Origin of the sequence: Micromonospora sp. NPDC049282, from assembly GCF_043197045.1 — a bacterium.
Taxonomy (GTDB): domain Bacteria; phylum Actinomycetota; class Actinomycetes; order Mycobacteriales; family Micromonosporaceae; genus Micromonospora.
This window is the reverse complement of the sequence record NZ_JBICSL010000027.1, coordinates 1-21872: the sequence shown is the minus strand read 5'-3', so window position 1 is coordinate 21872 and position 21872 is coordinate 1. Positions and strand designations below refer to the sequence as shown.

The following is a 21872-nucleotide window of genomic DNA, read 5'->3' as shown; positions in this document are numbered from 1 at the left end:
GGGTAACCCGGGCGGAGCACCGCTCAGGGAGCGAGGTCCGCGAAGCCGACCAGGCGGGAGACCAGGGTGGAGACCACCTGATCGGGGTCGAACCCGGCGTCGATCGAGGTGGTGAGCAGGTCGAGCAGGAGCCCGTCGACGGCGTAGTGCAGCAGCGCGACCTCGTACGCCCCGCCGGGCAGGCCGGCGGCGAGGTGGTGGGCGACGTCGTCGGCGTACCCCCGGCGCAGCACGCCGCCGAGCGCGGACCGCAACTCGGGCCGGCGGGCGGCCTCCAGCCGCAGTTCGAACAGCGCCCGGGTGAGGTCCGGCTCGCGGGTGGTGCGGGCGACGATGTCGCGCAGGTAGTCGGTCATCAGCGCGATCGACGGTTCCCGGCGGCCGAGGTCGGCGAGCACGGCCGGGTCGGGCGCCATCCGGTCGAAGATCCGCTCGGCCAGGCCGGCGAGCAGCGCGGCGCGGGACGGGAAGTAGTTGGAGGCGGTGCCGGTGGGCACGCCCGCCTCGGCGTCGACCGCCCGGTGGGTCAGCCCCCGCGCGCCGGCGGCGGCGAGGACCCGCAGGCCGGCGTCGGCGAGCCGGGTACGGCGTTCGGTGTTCCGGGCCATGCCGCAGAGACTAGCAATAACCACGACAGGTGTTGTATGTTCGTCCACGAACCACGACAGCCGTCGTGGTTTCATCCGGACATCGGAGTCGGTTTGCGCAATCTCGTGTACTTCGTCGCCAGCACCCTCGACGGCTTCATCGCCGCCCCCGACGGGTCCTTCGACTTCCTCCCGCTGGAGCCGGACGTGGCGCCCTACCTGGTGTCGGACTGGCCGCAGACACTGCCCACGTTCGCCCACGCCCAGCTCGGCGTGCAGTCCCCGCCCACCGGCCGCTTCGACACGGTGCTGATGGGTCGCGCCAGCTACGAGCCGGGCCTGAAGATCGGCGTCACCAGCCCCTACGCCCACCTGAGGCAGTACGTCTTCAGCCGTTCCCTGCCCCCGGCCGACTACCCGGACGTGGAGGTGGTGGCCGGCGACCCGGTGGCGTTCGTCCGCGACCTGAAGGCGCAGCCCGGCGGCGACATCTGGCTCTGCGGCGGCGGCCAACTCGCCGGCCAGCTCCTCGACGAGGTCGACGAGCTGGTGGTCAAGCTCAACCCGGTCGTCGTCGGCAGCGGCATTCCGCTGGTCGACCGGGGCTTCTCGCCCAGCCGGCTCACGCTCACCTCCGCCCGCCCCTTCGACAGCGGCGTGGTGGTGCTGCGCTACGCGCGGTAAGGAGGGGCCCCTCCTTATCCGGTTGCCCGCACGGACGACAGCGCGCACGGTGGAGCGGTGAGCGGCCTGGCGAAGACCCGGATCACGTGGCACGACCTTCCCGCCCACGTCCGTACCGCGGTCGAGGCCATCCTCGACGACCGGGTGGTGGCGGCCGAGTCGCAGCCGGGCGGCTTCTCCCCCGGCACCGCCGACCGGGTCCGCACCTCCCGAGGCGGACGGGCGTTCGTCAAGGCGGTCAGCCCGGCGCAGAACGACCGCAGCCCCGCCCTGCACCGGGCCGAGGCCCGGATCGCCGCCGCTCTACCGGCGACCACCCCGGCGCCCCGGCTGCTCGGCAGCCACGACGACGGCGAGTGGATCACTCTGGTCTACGCCGACGTCGAGGGCCGGCACCCGGTCACCCCCTGGGACGCCGCCGAGCTGACCGCCACGCTGTCCACACTGGAGGCGATGGCGGCGGCGCTCACCCCGGCCCCCGCCGTCGCGACCACCACCGCCGCGCAGTCCCTCGCGCACGACTTCCGGGGCTGGCGGCGGATCGCCGACGACCCGCCGGCCGACCTCGACCCGTGGGCCCGGGCCCACCTGGGCGAGCTGTGCGCCGCGGCCGACCGGGGCCTCGCCGCCCTGGCCGGCGACACGCTCTGCCACCTCGACGTCCGCGCCGACAACCTGCTGCTCGGCCCGGACGGTACGGTCACCGTGGTCGACTGGCCCTGGGCCTGCCGCGGGCCGGCCTGGCTGGACACCCTGCTCACCGTCGTCAACGTGCAGGTGTACGGCGGTCACGACCCGGACGCGCTGCTCGCCACCCGGCCGCTCACCGCACGCGTCGACCCGGCCGACCTGACCGGGGCGCTGGCCGGCTTCACCGGCTTCTTCCTCGACGGCGCCCGGCAGCCACCGCCGCCCGGCATCCCCACCGTGCGGGCGTTCCAGCGCCTGCAGGGCGACGCGCTGCTGCCCTGGCTGGCCCGCCGGTTGGGCGGGTGAGTCAAACCCGCTTCGCGTACGCGACGAAGGCGCGCCAGGAGGCGGGAGCGAAGGCGAGGGCCGGGCCGGACGGGTCCTTGCTGTCCCGCACGCCGACGACCCCGGGGAGGTTGTCCGCCACCTCGACGCAGGCGCCACCGTTGGAGCCCGAACGGGAAGACTTGCGCCAGCGCGCACCGATCAGATCCATGAGCTTGCCGCCTCCCTGATCAGGTCGAGGGACTGTCTGCGGGACAGCGCCTCCCCTCGCACCGCCTCCCAGCACGCTTCCAGGGCGGCGATGTCCTCGACCTGGTGCATCATCTGCGCCCGGATCTGATTATCGAGGTATGCGGCCACCGAGCCGTCGGTCAGGCTCGCCAGGATGAAGCCGCCCTGAAGCGAAGGGTAGAGGCCGGCTTCCTCCGGCACCACCAGGATCTGCACGTGCGGCAGCACGGCCATCTTCACCAGGTGCGCCAACTGCTGGCCCATCAGGTTGGCGTGGCCGACGAGAGGACGTCGAAGCACCATCACGTCGACGACGGCCACGAGACGGCAGGGATGCTCCCCGGTGATGATCCCCTGTCGTCCCAGCCGGGAGGTGACGCGCTGGTCGACCTCCTCCTCGTTGAGCAGGCTTTCCGCCAGCGTCATCCGCGCATAGGCCTCGGTCTGGAGGATGCCCGGCACGTAGGCCGGCTCGTACCAGCGGAGCATGGTGGCCGCGCGCTCGTCGTCGACCCAGGCACGCATCCATGACGGTGCGCCATCGGTCAGCGAGGCGCGGCGCAGCATGCGGAGGAACAGGCCGCCCGTCTCCAGCGCCTCGTCCATCGCGGTGAGGTAGTCCGCCTTCGGCGGGCGCTGGCCGGTCTCCACCCCGGACACGTGGGACGCGGAGTAGTTGATCCGCCGCGCCAGATCCTCCTGGCTGAGCCCGGCCCGCGCGCGAGCCTGCCGCAGCTCACCGGCGATGAAGTCCCACCACGACCCGCCCACGGTCACCCCTCGTCCGCCCGTCGACTCCCACGCCCTCCCGGGCCCCGCCCGGAGCCCGCCCGACCACTACCAGGAGCAGCCGGAAGCCTTCCGAGCGTAGTGCCGTCCGCTACAGACTGTCATCAGGTGGTCCGATTCCCGTCCGGCCACCACCGGGCCGCCCCGATGTCCCCCCGATGCCGGGGCGGCCCACCTCCGCCGCCGAGGAAGGTCGTGATGAACGTGGCCGCGCTCCCCGTACCCCGGCTCGGGCCGCATCCGGACCGGCCGCGCCCCTACCCGCCGGACCATCCGGCGCACCTGCCGCTCCGGCCACTGTGGCTCTGCCGCACGTGCGGCGCACCGTGGCCCTGCGCCCAGGCCCGCCTGCTGCTCAAGGTCGAGTACGCCGACCACCCGGTCGACCTGGCCGTCTACCTCTCCGGGCTCTACCACGAGGCCACCCACGACCTGTTCCGCCTCAACCCGCAGGACGGGCCGACGCCCCGTGACCTGTTCGACCGGTTCGTCGGCTGGGGCCCGTACCGGCGGGGTGTGGTCGAACAGGATTAGGCTCGGCCACTGTGTCCACTGCGCTGACGATCCGTCCGGCCACCCCCGATGACGACGTCGACCAGCTCTTCGACCTGCTGCGGCAGTTGGCGCCCGACGACGACCGTCCCGCCTCGGAAGCGCTCGTCGCGGCCTGGCGGGGCCTGCACGCCCAACCGGGCCGGGAACTGCTGCTGGCCCACCTCGGCCCGAGGCTGGTCGGCACGCTGGACACCCTGGCCGTCCCGAACCTGACCCACGGGGCGCGGCCGTTCATGCTGGTGGAGAACGTGGTCGTCGACCGGGCGGCGCGGCGACGCGGGGTGGCCGCCGCGCTGATGCGGGCCGCCGTCGACAGCGCCCGGTCAACCAACTGTTACAAGATCCAGCTCGTCTCCCACCAACGCCGCGTCGAGGCGCACCGCCTCTACGAGAGCGCCGGCTTCACGCCCTCCGCCACCGGCTTCCGCCGCTACCTCTGAACTCCCCGCCTCGCCGACCGCCCCTCCTCGTCGATCATGGAGTCGTGGCGCCACATCCCGGAACTCGGGAGGCGGCGCGGCCGCGGGCGCGAGCGGGGCGCGCGAGGGGGCTAGCTGCGGTGGGCCGGGGTCCGGGGGGACGGGGCCAGCGGATCGGTCAGGAGCGGGGAGAAGGCCAGTTCGGCGGCGCCGATCAGGGTGGCGTCGTATCCCAGGGCCGAGACGGTCAGCCGGGCCTTGTCCCGTGAGATGGGCAGCACGTTGGCGGCCATCCGGTGGCGGACCTGGGATACGACGGCGGGGAACACCTCGTGCAGCGTGCCGCCGAAGATCACCACGCCGGGGTTGAACAGGTTGATCAGGTTCGCCACCCCGATGCCCAGCCAGTCACCGATGTGCCCCAGCGCCCCGCGGGCGGCGGCGTCGCCCTGGCCGGCGGCGGCGACCACGGCCCGTACCGCCTCGCGTCCCGTGTGGTCGGCCGGGCGGCCGGCCTCGTCGAGCAGCGCCCGCTCACCGACCTCGGCCTCCAGACAGCCGCGGGACCCGCAGCCGCAGGGCCGCCCCCGGTAGGGGTTGACCAGCATGTGACCGACCTCGGAGCCGTAGCCGCCGTCGCCGTCGAGCAGGTCGCCACCGACGATGATCCCGCCGCCGACACCGACGTCACCGTGCAGGTAGATCAGGTTCTGCACGCCGACGCCCGCGCCGCGCTGGTGTTCCGCCATCGCGCCCAGGTGGGCCTCGTTACCGACCAGGACCGGGAGGCCCAGGTCCAGCCGGCGGGCCAGTTCGGCGCCGAACGCCTGGTCCACCCAGCCCATGTCCGGCCCGAACCGGACCATCCCGTCCCCGGGTCGGATCATCCCGCAGTAGGACGCCCCGACGCCCACGCACACCGACCGGGGCGGCGCGTCCCGGTGCAACTCCCGCCCGAAGCCGGCGAGCACCGACACCACCGAGTCGAGGTCGGCCCCCGCCCGGGGCCGCTCCGCCTCCAGCCGGGCCGACACCGCCCCGCCCAGCCCGACGCGGGCGGCGACGAGGCGGTCCACCGCGATGTCGAAGGCGAGGACGTAGACGGCCTCGGACTCCGGCCGGACCACGAAGGACGGACGCCCGGCGCGTCCGCTCGCCGTGGCGGGCACCTCCCGGACCAGGCCGGCCGCCGCCAGCTCCGCCGTGAGCGCCATGACCGTGCTGCGGTTGACGCCCATCCACTCGGCGAGCCCGACCCGCGAGACCGGGCCGCCCAGGTGGACCCGCCGGAGCAGCGCACCGAGGTTGCGCCGCCGGCTGTCCCCCGGCACGTGCCGGTCCGCGGCCAGATCCCTCAGCATCGACCACCCCGTCAGCTGACACATGGCTTGTCATCCGAGGATAGGTGGCTCACCTCGACCGCAGCCACCAGCCGGACCGCCTCAACCCTCCGGCGGTCGACAGGCGTTCATCTGAGCGAGGGGGTGGGCATGTCGGAGACGTTCCACGAGTTCGTGGCGCAGCGGTCGCCCGCGTTGTCGCGGACCGCGTACCTGCTGACCGGGGACCACCACCTCGCCGAGGACCTGTTGCAGAGCGCGCTGGCCCGGACCTACCGGCACTGGCGGCGGATCCGCGGCGGCGACCCGGAGGCGTACGTGCGCCGGGTGATGTACCACCAGCAGGTCTCGTGGTGGCGCCGGCGGCGGGTGGCGGAACGGCTGGACGCGTCGCCGGTCGAGCGGGGCGGCGGTGACCACACCGAGGACACCGCGCTGCGGCTGAGCGTGGTGGCGGCGCTGCGCCGGCTCACCGCGCGGCAGCGGGCCGTGGTGGTGCTGCGCTACTACGAGGACCTGACCGAGTCGCAGGTGGCCGACGTGCTCGGCTGCTCGGTGGGCACGGTGAAACGGCACGGGCACGACGCCGTACGCCGGCTCCGGGACCTCGTCCCCGATCTGTGGGAGCGGACGTCGGAGAGGAGCGGGCGGTGAGCGTACGGCTGCGGGAGGCGTTGCGGGAGGCGGCGGCCGACGTGCCCGCGTACCCGGTGCACGATCGTGCGGTGCGGACCGCACGGCGCACGCGGTTGCGGACCGCCGCGGTGGCCGCGGTGGTGCTGGCGATGACGGCCACCGTGCCGCTGGCGGTACGTGGTGGTGGTGGTGGGCCGGCCGCCCCGGCGGACGCGGGTGGGGCGGCCTTGCCGGACCGGCTCGGGTTGCCGCCGCTCGGTGCGTTGCGGGCCACCGACCGGCCCCGGCTCGGTCCGGCGTCGGTGGTGTTCAGCGGCCAGGCGCGCGGGCTGACCGGGCTCACCGACGAGGACGGCACGGTCGGCATCGTCGCCGCCGACGCGGACCGCTACCGCAACTGGACGGTGGGGGTCGAGGTGCCGGCCGGCGAGGGGGTGCTGCTCTCCCCCGACGGGCGCCGGCTCGCCGTGCCGGACCGGTCGGGCTTCCGACCGGGGATCAACCTGATCGACCTGGTCACCGGTACGACCCGGCACCTGCCCAGCCCTCGGGCGGGCAGCTCGATGACCGACCCGGCCGGTTGGGCTCCGGACGGCTCCGCGCTGGTGGTCCGCGACACCACGCCGGCGAACCCGGAGGTCAGCGCCCACCTCAACACGCTCAGCCTGCTCCGGATCGACACCGGCCGGGCGGTCCGCCTGCTGGAGACCACGCAGGTGCCGGTCTTCGGCACCCCGGTGGCGTTCACCGCCGACGGGTCCCGCCTGGCCTACCAGGTCGGCGACAAGGTGCTCGTGTCGGGCGTGGACGGTAGGCAGATCTCCTCGTTCGCGCTGCCGGCCGAGAGCGCGCTGGCCGGCAAGGGCGCCTGGCTGCCGGACGGCTCGCTGGCCCTGGTCGGTCGCGATCCGGCGACGGACCGGTGGCGGTTGAGCCGGGTCGACGTCGAGGGGCGGGCGCTGCCCGCGCCGGCACTGCCGGCCGTCTCCGGGGTGACGGCGATCCGGCTGCTCGGTTGGCAGGCGGACGGGAGCGCGTGGGTGGTCGCCTACCAGCCCGAGCCGAACATGCCGTTCGTACCCACGAGCGGACTGGAGATCGACCAGCGGACCTGGTACGGGCACGTGCGGTCGATCCGGGTGCTGGGGTTGTCGCCGGGCGCCGCCGAGCCGACCATGCTGCTCACCGCGCCGGACCAGGTGCTCGCCATCGACGTGGCGGACGCGGTGGTACACGCCGGCCGGGTCCGCGAGGCGCACCCGCCGTCCGGGCTGGGCGGCCGGGTGTGGTGGGGCCTGGCCCTCGCGGTGCTGGCGCTGGCCGGGGTGGCCGCCTTCCGGCTGAGCCGCCGGCGGGCACGTCGCGGTCGCCGGCTCAGCCCGGGGCGCGCGCGACGTGGGTGAGGAACGGCAGCACCGCCGCCGAAAGGACGGGCGAGGTGACCACCTCGTCGTGGGTCAGGCCGGGCAGCACGGCCAGCCGGGACGCGGGACGGCCTTCACTCGCGTCCCGGCGCGCGCCGCCGAGCAGGCCGAAGAACTCGGCCATGTGGCTCACCGGGATCGCGTCGGCGTCGGCGAAGACCAGCAGCACCGGCATCGGCAGCGCGGCCACCTCGCCCGACCAGTCGTAGTCGCGGCGTAGCAGCTCACCGGTGCGGGCCCAGAGCGCGGGCCAGTCCTGCGGACGGGGCGCGACCCGCGCGTACCGCTCGTGGGGTGGGGTGCCGCGCATCCGCTCGCCGGCCCGTTCGTCGTGGGCGGACATCGCGGCCAGCACGTCCGGGTGCCAGCCCCGCCGCCGGAACGGGGTGGAGACCAGGACCAGGCGGCGCACCGACGCCGGATACTGGATCGCGGTACGCAGGGCCACCCCGCCGCCGAGCGAGTAGCCGAGCAGGTCGACCTCGGGAAGGTCGAGGTGGCGCAGCAGCGCGGCCAGGTCGTCGGCCATCGACTCGTACCGCAGCGGCCGGTCGGTGCCGGCGGTGCGGCCGTGCCCCGGCAGGTCGACCGCGATCAGCCGCCGGCGGGTGGCCAACGCCTGCCGGATCGGGGCGAATGTCTTCGTCGAGCCGTAGGAGCCGTGCAGCAGCACCAGCGGCTTGCCGGTGCCGTGCTCCTCGTACCAGACCCGCAGGCCCCGCACCGCCGCGTAACTCACCCGTCGATCATCGCGGGCTCAGCTCACGCGCGGGCCGGATCACTTCCGGTCGCGGGGCCGGGCGCGCAGGTGGGCCCGCTCGCCCTGGCTGCCGAAGAGGCTGAGGAACTCCACCCCCTCGGCGTCGGCGCGCCCGAACCAGTGCGGCACCCGGGTGTCGAACTCGGCCGCCTCGCCGGGGGCGAGCACCAGGTCGTGCTCGCCGAGCACCAGTCGTAGCCGGCCGTTGAGCACGTAGACCCACTCGTACCCCTCGTGGGTCTTCGGTTCGGGCTCGGCCCGGCCGCCGGCCGGGATGATCAGCTTGTACGCCTGGATGCCGCCGGGGCGGCGGGTGAGCGGCAGCATGGTCATCCCGAACGCGGCGACCGGCCGCAGGTGGATGCGGGGATCGCCGGTGGGCGGCGCGCCGACCAGCTCGTCCAGGGTGACGCCGTGCGCCTTGGCCAGCGGGAGTAGCAGTTCGAGGGTGGGCCGCCGGCCGCCCGACTCCAGCCGGGACAGCGTGCTCACCGAGATGCCGGTGGCGGCGGACAGGTCGGCGAGCGTGGTCTCCCGCTCGCGGCGCAGCGCGCGCAGGCGGGGGCCGACCGCGTCGAGGGCCTGGTCGAGATCGTCGTCCATGCCACCAGTTTGCCACAGCGGCAACAATGCTTGCGGTTCTGTCAACGGCTGTCGCACGCTTGGCGCGGAGGTGGTCACGGTGACCGACCTGTCCGCCCGGGTCGGCGCCGCAGCGGCGGCCGGCGCCCGGACGGCCGCGATGATCAACGCGGACCTGGTGGCCGCGGAGACCCGCCGGGCGGTCGAGGAGCGCCGGGGCGCGCGGCCGGGTGGCTGACCGCAAATCGGGCCTGACGCGACAATTCTTCCCCTAGGTTGGGATGCGCAGGAGGCAGTCGACACCGGGGGGCGACGTGGAGAGCTATCCGGCGATCGAGGATCACGGGCTCATCGGCGACCTGCAGACCGCCGCGCTGGTGACCTGCGACGGGACGATCGACTGGTTCTGCGCCCCCCGCTTCGACTCGCCGAGCATCTTCGCCGCGCTGCTGGACAAGGAGAAGGGCGGCTACTTCCGCATCGCCCCGCACGACGTCCGGTACGTGACCAAGCAGCTCTACCTGCCCGGCACGCCGATCCTGATCACCCGCTTCATCAGCGCCGACGGCGTCGCCGAGGTGATGGACTTCATGCCGGTCACCGGCGAGCGGGCCACCGACGCCCACCGCCTGGTCCGCATGGTCAACATGGTCCGGGGCAGCATGCGCTTCCGGGTCGAGTGCCGGCCCCGGTTCGACTACGCCCGGCAGAAGCACCGGCTCGAACTTCACCGCACCGGGTACGTCTTCCGCAGCCCGTCGGCGTCGCTCACGTTCAACCCGGTCGACCCGGTGCGTCAGCTGATCTCCCAGAGCGGCGACCTGCACCTGGACGACGACGACCTGGTCGCGCACGGCACGTTGAACGAGGGCGACACCGGCGGGGTGGTCCTGGAGACGGGCGGCGCGGAACCGCGGATCTTCTCCCCGGAAGAGGTCCAGGGGATGTTCGAGTGGACCCGGGACTACTGGCGGCGCTGGGTCGAACGCTCCCGCTACACCGGCCGCTGGCGGGAGATGGTCGAACGCTCGGCGATCACGCTGAAGCTCATGACGTACGCGCCGACCGGCGCGATGATCGCCGCGCCCACCGCCGCGCTGCCCGAGCTGGTCGGCGGCGCCCGCAACTGGGACTACCGCTACACCTGGGTACGCGACACCTCGTTCTCCGTCCACGCGCTGCTCGGCCTCGGCTTCACCGAGGAGGTCAGCCGGTACATGGACTGGCTGGACGAGCGGATCCGCGAGGCCGGCGACCACCAGGACCCGCTGAAGATCATGTATCGGGTGGACGGCTCCTCCGACCTGCACGAGGAGGTGCTGGAACACCTGGAGGGCTACCGCGGCTCCAGCCCGGTGCGGATCGGCAACGGCGCCGCCGACCAACTCCAGCTCGACATCCACGGCGAGGCGCTCTACGCCATGCACCTCGCCGACGAGCAGGGCATCCGGGTGTCGCACCAGGTCTGGAAGAGCACCGTTCGGCTGGTCGACTGGCTGTGCCACAACTGGGACCAGCGCGACGCCGGCATCTGGGAGAGCCGCCACCACCCCCGCAACTACACGTTCGGCCGGGTGATGTCCTGGGTGGCGCTGGACCGGGCGATCCGGCTGGCCACCCGCACCGGCCGCCCCGGCGACATGTCGTGCTGGACCGAGCAGCGCAACCGGATCTACAACCAGGTCATGACTCGCGGCTACCACCGGGAACGCGGCAGCTTCGTGCAGGCGTACGACGAGAACGTGCTGGACGCCGCGCTGCTGTCCATGCCGTCGGTCGGCTTCGTGACGCCCAGCGACCCGCTGTGGACGTCCACGCTCGCCTCGATCGAGCGGGAATTGGTCTCCGACAGCCTGGTCCACCGCTACGACCCGGTGCACTCGCCGGACGGCCTCCCCGGCCACGAGGGCACGTTCAACATGTGCACGTTCTGGTACGTCGAGGCGCTGGCCCGCACCGGCCGCCTGGACGACGCCCGACTCACCTTCGAGAAGATGTTCACGTTCAGCAACCACCTCGGCCTGTACGCCGAGGAGATCGCCGCGACCGGCGAGCAGATCGGCAACTACCCGCAGGCGTTCAGCCACCTCGCGCTGATCAACTCGGCGTTGGCGCTCAACGACCTGCTCGACGCCGAGGCGGACGCCCGCCGCCGCCGGTAGGGCTCAGCCCGGCACCGTGCCGACCCGGATCCGGTTGCCGTCCGGGTCGGTGACCTCGAAGTCCCAAATCCCCTTGCCGGCCGACCTACGCGGTGACACGCTCCGGCGATGATCGACAAGCCGGGCGTGGACGAGCGGCTCCTCGCGGCCGAGGTGGCCGCCGCTTGGGCCTTGGACGTCGCCGACCTCGTGTTCCTGCCGGTCGGGCTGGACGGGCAGGCGTGGGCGTACCGGGTGGACACGTCCGACGGTGGGCGCTGGTTCCTGAAGCTGCGCCGCGGCGAGTTCACCCCGGCGGCCGTCCGGCTGCCCGGTTTCCTCCGCGCGCACGGCGTCCGGCAGGTCGTCGCACCCGTGGATCGGCCCGACGGCGGAGCCGCGCACCGGTTCGGCGACCACCAGCTCCTGCTCTACCCGTACCGCGAGGGCGGCAGCCTCTGGGGTCCCGGACTCACCGACCGCCAGTGGATCGAGTACGGCGAGTTCCTCGCTCACCTGCACGCGGTTCCGCTGAGCCCCGAGATCGCCGCCGTGCTGCCGGTCGAAACCTACCGGTCGGGCGCTGGCGAGCGGCTGAACGCACTGGCGGGAGCGGCTGCGGCGAGCGCGGCCCTGGGCGCGTTCTGGGACCGGTACGGCGACGCGCTGCACCGGTTGGCGGAGACGGTCGACGAGCTGGCCGTCCGGGTGCCAGCGGCCCCGCACGTCATCTGCCACGCCGACGTCCACCCCGGCAACCTGATCGCCGACGGCGACGGCCCCCTGCACGTGGTGGACTGGGACGCGCCGATCCGCGCGCCGCGCGAGCGGGACCTGATGTTCGTGCACAGCCGGGACTTCGGCGACCACCCGATCGACGCGCACCGTGCCGCGCTCTTCCGCCAGGGGTACGGGCCGGTGGAGCCGGAACCGACGTTGCTGAGCTACTACCGCGCCGAGCGGCACCTCGACGACGTCGCCGCGTTCCTCGCCGGCATCCTCGACTCACGGGCCAGTGCGGAGTCCCGGGCCAACGACCTGCACTGGCTCACCCGCATCGCCGAGACGGTCGCCGGTCCCGGCGGCGAGTTTGTTCACCACGCCGATGGGAAAGCGCGACCTCATGACGGACGACCAGCGCGTCAAAGGCAACCTCAAGGGAATGGATGATCTCGACTTCCAAGGCTGGAACAGCGCCGATTGGAACGGCGTGTTCGCCCACCACCACACCGAGGACGTGTTGGTGGACTGGAAGGGTCAGGAACCGACTCACGGGATCCAGCAGCACATCGACGCCATGAAGGCCTACGTCGACTCGGCGGGCGGGACACCGCCCCGGATCACTTCCCACCCCATCGCGTTCGGATCCGGGGAGTGGACCTGCGTCATCGGCGAGTTCGAGGACGGAAGCCGCATGGTCACCGTGGCCAAGTGGCGTGACGGCGCGATCGCCGAGGAGTACATCTGGGCCTGACGGGCCGCGTGCCTCGTCAAGCCACCAGCCCTGGTCGCCGCCCTGGGGAGTGATCTTCCTGGGGCGGTCTTCGCTGCTGGTGGGTGGTGGGCGCGGCAGGTTTCGAACCTGCGACCCCTCGCTTGTAAGGCGAGTGCTCTCCCGCTGAGCTACGCGCCCGGAACGCCCGTACGGCGGGCCGGAGCGGCAAGCTTACCTGCCGGGCTCCGGACCGGTCGAACGTGTCTGGAGTGGGATCAGCCGGCGACCGCCTCGGCCAGCGCCTTGCGCCAGCCCTGCTGGTCACGCGCCTCACCGGGCATGTTCATCTCGGCGAAGCGGACCACACCGGCCTTGTCGATGACGAAGGTGCCCCGGTTGGCGATGCCCGCGACGTCGTTGAAGACGCCGTACGCCTGGGCCACCGCGCCGTGCGGCCAGAAGTCGGCCAGCAGCGGGAACTGGTAACCCTCGCGGTCGGCCCAGACCTTGTGGGCGTAGACCGAGTCGACGCTGACGGTCAGCACCTGGACGTCGTCGTTGACGTACTCGTTGAGATTGTCCCGCACCTCGCACAGCTCACCCTGGCAGATGCCGGTGAAGGCGAGCGGGTAGAAGACCAGCAGCACGGTCTTGCGACCGCGGAGGTCCGAGAGCCGGACCTCCTGGTTGTTCTGGTCCTTGAGCAGAAAGTCCGGCGCCTCGACGCCAACCTCGACGGGCATGCGCGCTCCTACTTCTTGCTCTTGGAACCGCGCCGCAGCACGAGGCGGGCGCCACTCCAGTCGCGGCCGGCGTTGATGGTGGAGGTCTGCTGGAGCCCGGCGGTCTGCGCGCTCTCGGCGACCTCGCTCGGCTCGACGTGGCCGTCCCGGCCGGCCTTCGGCGTCAGGAGCCAGACCACGCCGTTGTCCGCCAGCGGCCCGAGGGCGTCGACGAGGAGTTCGAAGAGATCACCGTCGCCGTCGCGGTGCCAGACCACAACCGCGTCGACCACCTCGTCGGTGTCCTCGTCGACCAGTTCTCCACAGCGGTCGGTCAGGGCGTCCCGAAGATCGGTGTCGACGTCGTCGTCGTAGCCCATCTCCATGACGACCATGCCCGGCTCGATCCCGAACCGGTCCGCCAGGCTGCGTACCCCGTCGGCGGCCTGACCAGCGGTCGCGCTCACTGTCGCGTGCCTCCTCATCTCATCCCTGCTCCGGCGTCGTGCGACACCGTGGTGCCCAGTCCACACAGTTGCGGCTCGCTGCGCAAGTGGCGCACCGGGTGGAACGGAATTTACCGTGCCAGCAGCGTACGGGCACCCTGGGTAATGGCTTCCTCGGACACCAGGACCTGATGGGCGGCCGGACCCAATGGTACAAAAGAGTCAAGTGCGGCCACCCGTCGCGCCGCACCGACGTAGCCGGTGTCGACGAGCGCGGAGAGCACCCCCTCGCCCACCCCGCCGGACCGCCGTGTCTCGTCCACCACCAGTACCCGGCCGGTCGCCGAGGCCTCCCGGATGAGGTCCGCCACCGGCAGCGGGGCGAGCCAGCGCAGGTCCACCACCCGGCTGCCGACGCCCTCGTCGGCCAGCCTGGCCGCCGCCCGCAGCGACATCCGCACCCCGTTACCGAAGGTGATGATGGTGAGGTCCTCGGCGGAACCGATCCCGTACACCCGGGCCCGGCCGATCGGCACGTGCCGGTCCGCCCACGCGCCCGGCTCGGCGTACTCGGCCAGCCACTCGCCGTCGCCCTCGGCGTAGAGGTCGCGGGCGTGGTAGAGCGCGATCGGCTCCAGGAAGACGGAGACCGTGCCGTCCACCCGGGCCGCCGCCAGGCAGGTACGCAGCATCGGCGCCGCGTCGTCCGGCCGGGCCGGCACCGCGACCACCAGCCCCGGCACGTCGCGCAGCACCGCCACCGAGTTGTCGTTGTGGAAGTGCCCGCCGAAGCCCTCCTGGTAGGCCAGGCCGGCCACCCGCACCACCATCGGGTTGCGGAACGCGCCCCGGGAGAAGAACCGCATGGTGGCCGCCTCACCCCGGAGCTGGTCCTCGGCGTTGTGCAGGTAGGCCAGATACTGGATCTCCGGCACCGGCAGCATGCCGGCCAGCCCGGCGCCGAGCCCGAGGCCGAGGATCGAGGTCTCGTCGAGCAGCGTGTCGAACACCCGCGCCGCCCCGAACCGGTCCCGCAGGCCCTTGGTCACCCCGTACACCCCGCCCTTGGCGGCCACGTCCTCCCCGAACACGGCCATCCGCGGATGGTCGAGCATGCCGTCGGCCAGCGCCGCGTTGATGCTCTGCGCCAGCGTCAGCGGCCCGGTCAGCTCCGGCGGCTTGCCGCCGAACGCCTCCGCCCGGGCCCCGGCGCCGGGGCCGGCCGCGTGCGCCGCCGAGCCGGCGACCGCCCGGGACACCCGGACCGGCCGGCGCGGCGCCAGCTCCGCCACCACCTCGACCGGTGAGGTCAGCTTCGGCTCGTCGAGCACCTCCTCGGCGATCCGGCGCAGCTGCCAGCCCCGCTCGTCGTACCGGGCGAGCAGTTCCTCCCCGCCGGCGTAGCCGGCCGCCACCAACCGGCGGGCGGTGACCAGCAGCGGGTCCCGCGCCACGTCCGCGGCGATCTCCGCCGGGCTCCGGTACGCGGTCTCCGCGTCCGCCCCGGCGTGCCCCATCAGCCGGACCGCGGTCAGGTGCAGCACGGCGGGCCGGCGGTGCCGGCGTACCCAGGCCGCCGCCTCCGCCGCCACCCGGTAGGTCTCGACCACGTCGGTGCCGTCGGCGGCGAAGTAGCGGATGCCGGGCCGGGACCGCAGCGTGGTGGCCACCCACCCCTCGGGGGAGCGCACGCTGATGCCGAGCCCGTTGTCCTCGCACACGAACAGGACCGGGATCCGCAGGCCGGTGTGGTCGTACCAACCGGCGGTGTTCAGCGCGGCGGTGGCCGTGGCGTGGTTGACCGAGGCGTCACCGAAGGAGCAGACCACCACCGCGTCCGGCGGCCAGGCCACCGCCTCCGGGTCGCCGTCGGCGCGCGGGCCACTCCGGCGCAGCCGCTCCAGGGCCAGCCCCAGCCCGACCGCCCGGGGCAGGTGCGAGGCGATGGTGGACGTGGTCGGCACGACCGCGAGGTCGGCCCGGCCGAAGACCTTGTGCCGGCCGCCGGCGATCGGTTCCGCGGCGGAGGCGACCATGCCCCGCAGCACGTCGCGCGCCGCCGCCGCGTAGGCGTCGTCGAGCGACGGCGACGGCAGATCGGGTACGCCGGGGGTCGCGCCGCCGTCCGCGTCCACGGCCACGCCGGCCCCGGCCGGCAGCCGCTCCGCCTCGACGCCCGCTTCCTCGGGCGGCCCGCCCCCGTCGACGCCGGCGCCACCGCGCCCACTGTCACCCCGCAGCTCGCCGCCACCGTCCCGGCGCTCGCCGCCGTCCCGCCGCTCGCCGCCGCCCCGCCGGTCCGCGTCACCGCGCCGGTCCGCGTCGCTCGGAAGGGGCGACTCCGCGTCCACGAGCGCAAGGTCGGTCGCCGGATCGAGATCTTGGTACGGAACGGCCCCCATGGGGGCACTTTCGTGCCAAGATCTCGACGCGTCCCGGCTTTCGGAACGTTCATCCCGAGAAGTAGAAGAGGCGTCGTCATCCGGGCCGACGGGACCGCTGTCGGCGGGGTCCGGCAGGTCGGGCGGGTCAGCCAGGAGCAGGTCGGGCAGGTCGGCCGGGAGCCGGGCCGGCGGAGCGGACGGGCGCGGGGCCGGCGGGTCGGCCGAGAGCGGGGCCGGCGGGGCGGACGGGAAGGCGTCGGCCGCCTGGGCGGCCCGCAGACAGTAGAACGCCCCGCTTCGGTAGTGCAGCAGCGCCGGGTCGGTCGGCCGCAGCGCGGCGGCCACCGCGGCGTTGCCCTCGTGGCCGGCCGAGCCGATCGTGTAGTACCCCTCGCCGAAGCCTCGCAGCCAGCGCCCGGCCAGGTCGAGCAGCCGGCTGGTGAGCTGCGCGTCGAACAGGGCCAGCATCTGCGCCCCGGTCAACGACCCACCGTCGGGCATCGGTTCGCCGAGGTCGCGCCGCCGCTCCGGCACGCCGAGCGCGGCCAGGTCGGCGCGGAGCCGGTCGTCGAGATCGTGCGGGGTGGTCACGTCGGACAGCATTACCGACTCGGGCCCGCCTCGCCCAGTCGGACACGTTCCGCCCGGCGTGGCTCAGATCTCCCCGCACCCCTTCGGGCACCCGCCGTCGGAGACCTTCCAGACCAGTTCGCGCAGCGTGACCAGCTCGGTCGCGTTCAGCCGGTCGAGCAGTCGGGAGTCCGACATCACCTGCCGGACCCGCTCGCGCACCTGCCGGCCGCGCGCGGTGACCACGAGCGTCTTCTGCCGCCGGTCGGTCGGGTCGGTCCGCCGCTCCACCAGGCCGGCCTGCTCCAGCTTGTCGGCCAGGCCGGTCACGTTGGACCGGTCACAGCCGAGCCGCTCGGCCAGGTCGCGGGCGGGAAGCGGGTGGTCCGGGTCCAGCTCGTGCAGCGCCCGGGCGGCGGCCGGGGTGAGCCCCAGCTCGGCGATCGCCTCGTCCTGGTGGTGCCGCAGCGCGGCGGCGACGTGCAGGAGCCGGCGCACGGTCTCCCCGGCCAGGGTGGCTCGGTCGCCGGTCGCAGCGGTGGATGGCGCCATACTCGCCATCATACGTGACCAAGCAATAATTGACGTGCTCCACTATATGGTCCGGACCCCGCGACCCTCCACCGCGGGCGGCTCAGCCGGCGAGGAACGAGAAGCGGACCTGCCGGTCCGGGTTGTCGCCGTTCGGGTCGACCAGGCAGATCGACTGCCAGGTGCCGAGCTGGAGCCGTCCGTCGAGCACCGGCAGGGTGGCGTACGGCGGCACGAACGCCGGCAGCACGTGGTCGCGGCCATGCCCGGGCGAGCCGTGCCGGTGCCGCCACCGGTCGTCGGTGGGGAGCAGGTCGTCGAGCGCACGGAGCAGGTCGTCGTCCGAGCCGGCGCCGGTCTCGATGATCGCCAGCCCGGCGGTGGCGTGCGGGACGAAGACGTGCAGCAGCCCGTCGCCGGCCCCGGCGACGAAGCGCTCGGCCTCGGCCGTGATGTCCCGGACGGTGGGCCGGGAACCGGTCCGGACGGTGATCACCTCACTGCGCATACGGCGCATTCTGCCGCAGCCGCTCAGTTCCCGCCGCCGCCACCGCAGTCGCCGCCACCTCCGCCGCCGTCCCCCGAGCCGTAGCTGGGCATCTCGCCGCCGCCGGTCTCCGGGCCGGGCGTGAGCGGAAAGACGCCGGCCCCGCCGGCCGTCTCCCGGTAGCCGGCCCCGAACCGGCGCCGGTGGCGGAGTTCGTCGACGCCGCCGAGGACCAGCATCACGCCGACGCCGAGGCCGAGAACCCAGCCCGGGCCCCACTCCGGGGTACGCGCGATCTCCCGCGCCAGCCCCACCGCCGAGCCCGCCGCGACCAGCACGCCCACGGCCACCAACACGCCACCCGCCCGCATCGGCCATCCCCGCATGCCGGCAGGGTAGCCGGGGGCCGCCAACCGCGGGCCGGACGCCGCGGCCGGTGATCGCACAAAGTTACCGGCGGGTACCTGTGTTCAGCGTCGCGTCTGGGGGAGCCAGAGGTGACGACGAGCGCCACCAGGGGGCAGGATGGCGCTAGAGACCTATCCGACACAGAACCGAGGGAACGCCTGTGGCTACGGAACGCAAGCGCCCGGTGATCACCGCTGGTCTACCGAGCCAGCTTCCGGACATCGACCCTGAAGAAACCAGCGAATGGGTCGAGTCGCTCGACGGTGTCATCGACGAGCGCGGAACCAAACGCGCCCGGTACGTCATGCTTCGCCTGCTGGAGCGGGCCCGCGAGCGCCAGGTCGGGGTGCCGTCCCTGACCACCACCGACTACATCAACACCATTCCGCCGGAGCGGGAGCCGTGGTTCCCGGGTGACGAGCACATCGAGCGGCGGCTGCGGGCGTACATCCGGTGGAACGCCGCCATGCTCGTGCACCGGGCGCAGCGCCCGGAGATCGGCGTGGGCGGCCACATCTCCACGTTCGCCAGCTCCGCGTCGCTCTACGAGGTGGGCTTCAACCACTTCTTCCGGGGCAAGGAGCACCCGGGCGGCGGCGACCACATCTACTACCAGGGTCACGCCTCCCCCGGCATGTACGCGCGGGCCTTCCTGGAGGGCCGGCTGAGCGCCGACCAGCTCGACGGGTTCCGGCAGGAACTGTCGCACCGCGCCGGCTCGCTGCCCTCGTACCCGCACCCGCGGCTGATGCCGGACTTCTGGGAGTTCCCCACCGTCTCCATGGGGCTCGGCCCGCTGAACGCCATCTACCAGGCGCGGTTCAACCGCTACCTGCAGCACCGTGGCATCAAGGACACCTCGCAGCAGCACGTCTGGGCGTTCCTCGGCGACGGCGAGATGGACGAGGTCGAGTCGCTCGGCGCGATCGGCGTGGCCGCGCGCGAGGAGCTGGACAACCTCACCTTCGTGATCAACTGCAACCTGCAGCGGCTGGACGGGCCGGTACGCGGCAACGGCAAGGTCATGCAGGAGCTGGAGGCGTTCTTCCGGGGCGCCGGCTGGAACGTCATCAAGGTGGTCTGGGGCCGCGAGTGGGACCCGCTGCTCGCCGCGGACACCGACGGCGCGCTGGTCAACCTGATGAACACCACGCCCGACGGTGACTACCAGACCTACAAGGCGGAGTCCGGGGCGTACGTCCGGGAGCACTTCTTCGGCCGCGACCCGCGGACCCGCAAGATGGTCGAGCACCTCTCCGACGACGAGATCTGGAACCTCAAGCGGGGTGGCCACGACTACCGCAAGCTCTACGCGGCCTACAAGGCGGCGATGGAGCACACCGGCCAGCCGACCGTCATCCTGGCCAAGACCATCAAGGGCTGGACGCTGGGCTCGCACTTCGAGGGCCGCAACGCCACGCACCAGATGAAGAAGCTGACGCTGGACGACCTGAAGCTGTTCCGCGACCGGCTCTACCTCGACATCCCGGACAAGCAGCTGGAGGAGAACCCCTACCTCCCGCCGTACTACACGCCGGACGAGAAGTCGGACGAGATGGAATACCTGCGGGAGCGGCGCCGCCAGCTCGGCGGCTACCTCCCGTCGCGCACCACCGCGCACAAGACGCTGGCCATCCCGGGCAGCGAGCGGTTCGCCGACGTCAAGCGCGGGTCCGGCAAGCAGAAGGTGGCCACCACGATGGCCTTCGTCCGCCTGCTCAAGGACGTGATGAAGGACAAGGAGTTCGGCAAGCGCTGGGTGCCGATCATCCCGGACGAGGCCCGCACCTTCGGGATGGACTCGCTCTTCCCGACCCAGAAGATCTACTCGCCGCACGGCCAGCGCTACACCTCGGTCGACCGGGAGCTGTTCCTGTCGTACAAGGAGTCGACGACCGGGCAGATCCTGCACGAGGGGATCAACGAGGCCGGGTCGGTGGCCTCGTTCACCGCCGCCGGCACGTCGTACGCCACGCACGGCGAGCCGATGATCCCGATGTACATCTTCTACTCGATGTTCGGCTTCCAGCGCACCGGCGACGGGTTCTGGGCCGCGGCCGACCAGATGGCGCGAGGCTTCGTGCTCGGCGCCACCGCCGGCCGGACCACGCTCAACGGTGAGGGCCTCCAGCACGAGGACGGCCACTCGCTGCTGCTCGCCGCCACCAACCCGGCGGTGGTCGCGTACGACGCGGCGTTCGCCTACGAGCTGGCGCACATCATGGAGAACGGCCTGCACCGGATGTACGGCGAGGCGCAGGAGAACGTCTTCTACTACCTCACCGTCTACAACGAGCCGATCTTCCAGCCGGCCGAGCCGGCGGGCGTGGACGCCGAGGGCATCGTCAAGGGCATCTACCTCTACTCGCCGGCGCCGCAGGTCGACGGCGACGCGCCGAAGGCGAACATCCTCGCCTCCGGCACCGGCATGCAGTGGGCGCTCAAGGCGCAGCAGCTTCTCGCCGAGGACTGGGGCGTCGCCGCCGACGTGTGGTCGGTGACGTCCTGGACCGAGCTGCGCCGCGACGCGGTGGAGTGCGAGGAGCACAACCTGCTCAACCCGGGCGACGAGCAGCGGGTGCCGTACATCCAGCGGAAGCTGGCCGACGCCGAGGGCCCGAAGGTCGCGGTCAGCGACTGGATGCGCGCGGTGCCGGACCTGATCGCCCGCTGGGTGCCGGGTGACTACACCTCGCTCGGCACCGACGGCTTCGGCATGTCGGACACCCGGCACGCGTTGCGCCGCCACTTCCACGTGGACGCCGAGTCGATCGCGGTCGCCACGCTGCGGCAGCTCGCGCTGCGCGGCACCGTACCGGCCCACGCGCCGGCGGACGCCGCCCGTAAGTACGCGCTGGACGACGTCAACGCCGCCCCGGTGGGCGAGACCGGCGGCGACAGCTGAGCGTGAAAGGAAGGGCCCCTTCTTGACGCCTACGGTGGAGAAGGGGCCCCTTCTCACCGCCAACGGCGGTGAGAACCGTCGCGCGGCGGACGGACACGACGATGGTCCGGCGTCCCTGGCCGGGATGCCGGACCATCACCGTTGCGGGCGACGCCGGGACGGGCTCGGTCAGCCGACGGCGGCCAGGTCGGTCAGCCGGGCCAGCGAGTCCTCCAGGTCGGCGCCGACCCGACGCAGGCCGAGCCGCAGCATGGCGGCCTTGACCGGCCCGGCGGGCCACCGCACCACGATCAGCCGGACCATGGTGCCGCCGGCCTCCTCGTCCGCGGTCAGCTGGACGTAGATCTCGGTGCGCGCCTCGGCCCGGGCGCCGGCGCCCCGGGCCCGTTCGCGCCAGCCGATCAGGGTCGGTTCCTGATAGGCGATCACCTCGGCCTCGTGGGCGGCGCCGCGCCCGGCCTGCACCAGCTGCCGTCGGCCGAACCCTTCCCCGGAGAGGACCTCGGCCGCGCGGACCCCCGCCAGCCAGGCCGGCAGCTGCTCGGCCCGCTGCACGACGTCCCAGACCACTTCCACCGGCGCCACCACGTGCGCGCTACGTTCCACGAGGATCATGAGCGTCTTTCCCCCACTTAAATCACATCCGCGATATTTGGCACTCTATGTGTAAATCGGACTTAAGCGGACGGGATCGGAAAAGACACGCCGAAAGCCCTTGTGCCGCCCACCTTCCCGGCCTATGGCGCGGCGGCCAGCCGCGCCCTAGTACTCCAACGTCACTTGGCTTCGGCGTTGAGCGTGGCGTGGGCATGAAGACGGCCACCGCGTTGATCATCGATGGTTTGTGAGGACAACCGAAGA

Annotated in this window: 23 protein-coding genes, 1 tRNA gene and 1 pseudogene; 11 read left to right on the top strand and 14 right to left on the bottom strand. The window is 72.8% G+C overall.

The features are described 5' to 3' along the window. Positions 1-23: 23 nt before the first annotated feature. Positions 24-608 (bottom strand): TetR/AcrR family transcriptional regulator, encoded by a 585-nt coding sequence (locus ACGFI2_RS28835; protein WP_393522941.1) that lies wholly within the window; start codon positions 606-608, stop codon positions 24-26. Positions 609-701: 93 nt separating this feature from the next. On the opposite strand from ACGFI2_RS28835, the gene ACGFI2_RS28830 reads away from it, so the two are divergent. Then, positions 702-1271 carry a dihydrofolate reductase family protein gene (locus ACGFI2_RS28830; RefSeq protein WP_393522831.1) on the top strand — a complete coding sequence of 190 codons (570 nt, stop codon included), beginning with the start codon at positions 702-704 and terminating at the stop codon, positions 1269-1271. A gap of 57 nt (positions 1272-1328) precedes the next feature. Next, a complete protein-coding gene (locus ACGFI2_RS28825) occupies positions 1329-2267 on the top strand; it encodes a phosphotransferase family protein (RefSeq protein ID WP_393522829.1) in 939 nt (312 codons plus the stop codon). Position 2268: 1 nt separating this feature from the next. Here ACGFI2_RS28825 and ACGFI2_RS28820 read toward each other — a convergent pair whose 3' ends face one another. Then, positions 2269-2457: a DUF397 domain-containing protein gene (locus ACGFI2_RS28820; RefSeq protein ID WP_393522827.1), complete on the bottom strand. Its 189-nt coding sequence runs from the start codon at positions 2455-2457 to the stop codon at positions 2269-2271. Beyond that, positions 2448-3248: a helix-turn-helix transcriptional regulator gene (locus ACGFI2_RS28815; RefSeq protein WP_393522824.1), complete on the bottom strand. Its 801-nt coding sequence runs from the start codon at positions 3246-3248 to the stop codon at positions 2448-2450. Before ACGFI2_RS28815 ends, ACGFI2_RS28820 begins: the two co-directional genes overlap by 10 nt. 216 nt (positions 3249-3464) lie before the next feature. Between ACGFI2_RS28815 and ACGFI2_RS28810 the strand changes: the two genes are divergently transcribed. Further along, the gene (locus ACGFI2_RS28810) at positions 3465-3800 is read left to right on the top strand and encodes a hypothetical protein (RefSeq protein ID WP_393522821.1); all 336 of its coding nucleotides are present in this window, start codon (positions 3465-3467) and stop codon (positions 3798-3800) included. Between the two features lie 11 nt (positions 3801-3811). Beyond that, positions 3812-4261 carry a GNAT family N-acetyltransferase gene (locus ACGFI2_RS28805; protein WP_393522818.1) on the top strand — a complete coding sequence of 150 codons (450 nt, stop codon included), beginning with the start codon at positions 3812-3814 and terminating at the stop codon, positions 4259-4261. Between the two features lie 110 nt (positions 4262-4371). On the opposite strand, the gene ACGFI2_RS28800 is transcribed toward ACGFI2_RS28805, so the two are convergent. Continuing rightward, complete coding sequence (locus ACGFI2_RS28800) at positions 4372-5601, bottom strand: ROK family protein (RefSeq protein WP_393522816.1); 1230 nt, start codon at positions 5599-5601, stop codon at positions 4372-4374. Positions 5602-5730: 129 nt separating this feature from the next. On the opposite strand from ACGFI2_RS28800, the gene ACGFI2_RS28795 reads away from it, so the two are divergent. Continuing rightward, complete coding sequence (locus tag ACGFI2_RS28795) at positions 5731-6234, top strand: SigE family RNA polymerase sigma factor (protein WP_393522814.1); 504 nt, start codon at positions 5731-5733, stop codon at positions 6232-6234. After that, complete coding sequence (locus ACGFI2_RS28790) at positions 6231-7619, top strand: TolB family protein (RefSeq protein WP_393522811.1); 1389 nt, start codon at positions 6231-6233, stop codon at positions 7617-7619. The genes ACGFI2_RS28795 and ACGFI2_RS28790 overlap by 4 nt, the downstream gene beginning before the upstream one ends. Here ACGFI2_RS28790 and ACGFI2_RS28785 read toward each other — a convergent pair. Next, positions 7591-8379 (bottom strand): alpha/beta fold hydrolase, encoded by a 789-nt coding sequence (locus ACGFI2_RS28785; RefSeq protein ID WP_393522808.1) that lies wholly within the window; start codon positions 8377-8379, stop codon positions 7591-7593. The genes ACGFI2_RS28790 and ACGFI2_RS28785 overlap by 29 nt on opposite strands. A gap of 39 nt (positions 8380-8418) precedes the next feature. Beyond that, positions 8419-9003, bottom strand: a complete 585-nt coding sequence (locus tag ACGFI2_RS28780) for a helix-turn-helix domain-containing protein (protein WP_393522805.1) — start codon at positions 9001-9003, stop codon at positions 8419-8421. 79 nt (positions 9004-9082) lie between these two features. On the opposite strand from ACGFI2_RS28780, the pseudogene ACGFI2_RS28775 reads away from it, so the two are divergent. The 4 genes and pseudogenes from ACGFI2_RS28775 to ACGFI2_RS28760 all read left to right on the top strand — a co-directional run. Beyond that, a pseudogene (locus ACGFI2_RS28775) lies at positions 9083-9220 on the top strand (thioredoxin reductase); the annotation flags it as partial. A 76-nt stretch (positions 9221-9296) separates the two neighbouring features. Then, positions 9297-11144: a glycoside hydrolase family 15 protein gene (locus tag ACGFI2_RS28770; RefSeq protein WP_393522803.1), complete on the top strand. Its 1848-nt coding sequence runs from the start codon at positions 9297-9299 to the stop codon at positions 11142-11144. A gap of 108 nt (positions 11145-11252) precedes the next feature. Continuing rightward, positions 11253-12293 (top strand): phosphotransferase enzyme family protein, encoded by a 1041-nt coding sequence (locus ACGFI2_RS28765; RefSeq protein WP_393522800.1) that lies wholly within the window; start codon positions 11253-11255, stop codon positions 12291-12293. Then, positions 12247-12597 carry a hypothetical protein gene (locus tag ACGFI2_RS28760; protein WP_393522798.1) on the top strand — a complete coding sequence of 117 codons (351 nt, stop codon included), beginning with the start codon at positions 12247-12249 and terminating at the stop codon, positions 12595-12597. The genes ACGFI2_RS28765 and ACGFI2_RS28760 overlap by 47 nt, the downstream gene beginning before the upstream one ends. A gap of 84 nt (positions 12598-12681) precedes the next feature. On the opposite strand, the gene ACGFI2_RS28755 is transcribed toward ACGFI2_RS28760, so the two are convergent. From ACGFI2_RS28755 to ACGFI2_RS28725, 7 genes are all read right to left on the bottom strand, one after another. Next, a tRNA-Val gene (locus ACGFI2_RS28755) sits at positions 12682-12756 on the bottom strand. A gap of 77 nt (positions 12757-12833) precedes the next feature. Next, positions 12834-13301: a peroxiredoxin gene (locus tag ACGFI2_RS28750; protein WP_393522795.1), complete on the bottom strand. Its 468-nt coding sequence runs from the start codon at positions 13299-13301 to the stop codon at positions 12834-12836. Between the two features lie 8 nt (positions 13302-13309). Further along, positions 13310-13747, bottom strand: coding sequence for a DUF3052 domain-containing protein (locus tag ACGFI2_RS28745; RefSeq protein ID WP_393522793.1), 438 nt, complete (start codon positions 13745-13747; stop codon positions 13310-13312). 110 nt (positions 13748-13857) lie between these two features. Beyond that, complete coding sequence (locus ACGFI2_RS28740; RefSeq protein WP_393522791.1) at positions 13858-16701, bottom strand: thiamine pyrophosphate-dependent enzyme; 2844 nt, start codon at positions 16699-16701, stop codon at positions 13858-13860. 63 nt (positions 16702-16764) lie between these two features. After that, positions 16765-17232, bottom strand: a complete 468-nt coding sequence (locus tag ACGFI2_RS28735) for a MarR family winged helix-turn-helix transcriptional regulator (RefSeq protein WP_393522788.1) — start codon at positions 17230-17232, stop codon at positions 16765-16767. A gap of 82 nt (positions 17233-17314) precedes the next feature. Next, complete coding sequence (locus tag ACGFI2_RS28730) at positions 17315-17719, bottom strand: secondary thiamine-phosphate synthase enzyme YjbQ (RefSeq protein WP_393522786.1); 405 nt, start codon at positions 17717-17719, stop codon at positions 17315-17317. A 23-nt stretch (positions 17720-17742) separates the two neighbouring features. Continuing rightward, positions 17743-18084 carry a hypothetical protein gene (locus tag ACGFI2_RS28725; RefSeq protein WP_393522783.1) on the bottom strand — a complete coding sequence of 114 codons (342 nt, stop codon included), beginning with the start codon at positions 18082-18084 and terminating at the stop codon, positions 17743-17745. Between the two features lie 182 nt (positions 18085-18266). Between ACGFI2_RS28725 and aceE the strand changes: the two genes are divergently transcribed. Continuing rightward, positions 18267-21011, top strand: coding sequence for a pyruvate dehydrogenase (acetyl-transferring), homodimeric type (gene aceE, locus ACGFI2_RS28720; RefSeq protein WP_393522781.1), 2745 nt, complete (start codon positions 18267-18269; stop codon positions 21009-21011). A 168-nt stretch (positions 21012-21179) separates the two neighbouring features. Here aceE and ACGFI2_RS28715 read toward each other — a convergent pair whose 3' ends face one another. Beyond that, positions 21180-21626, bottom strand: a complete 447-nt coding sequence (locus tag ACGFI2_RS28715; RefSeq protein ID WP_393522778.1) for an SRPBCC family protein — start codon at positions 21624-21626, stop codon at positions 21180-21182. Positions 21627-21872 lie beyond the last annotated feature (246 nt).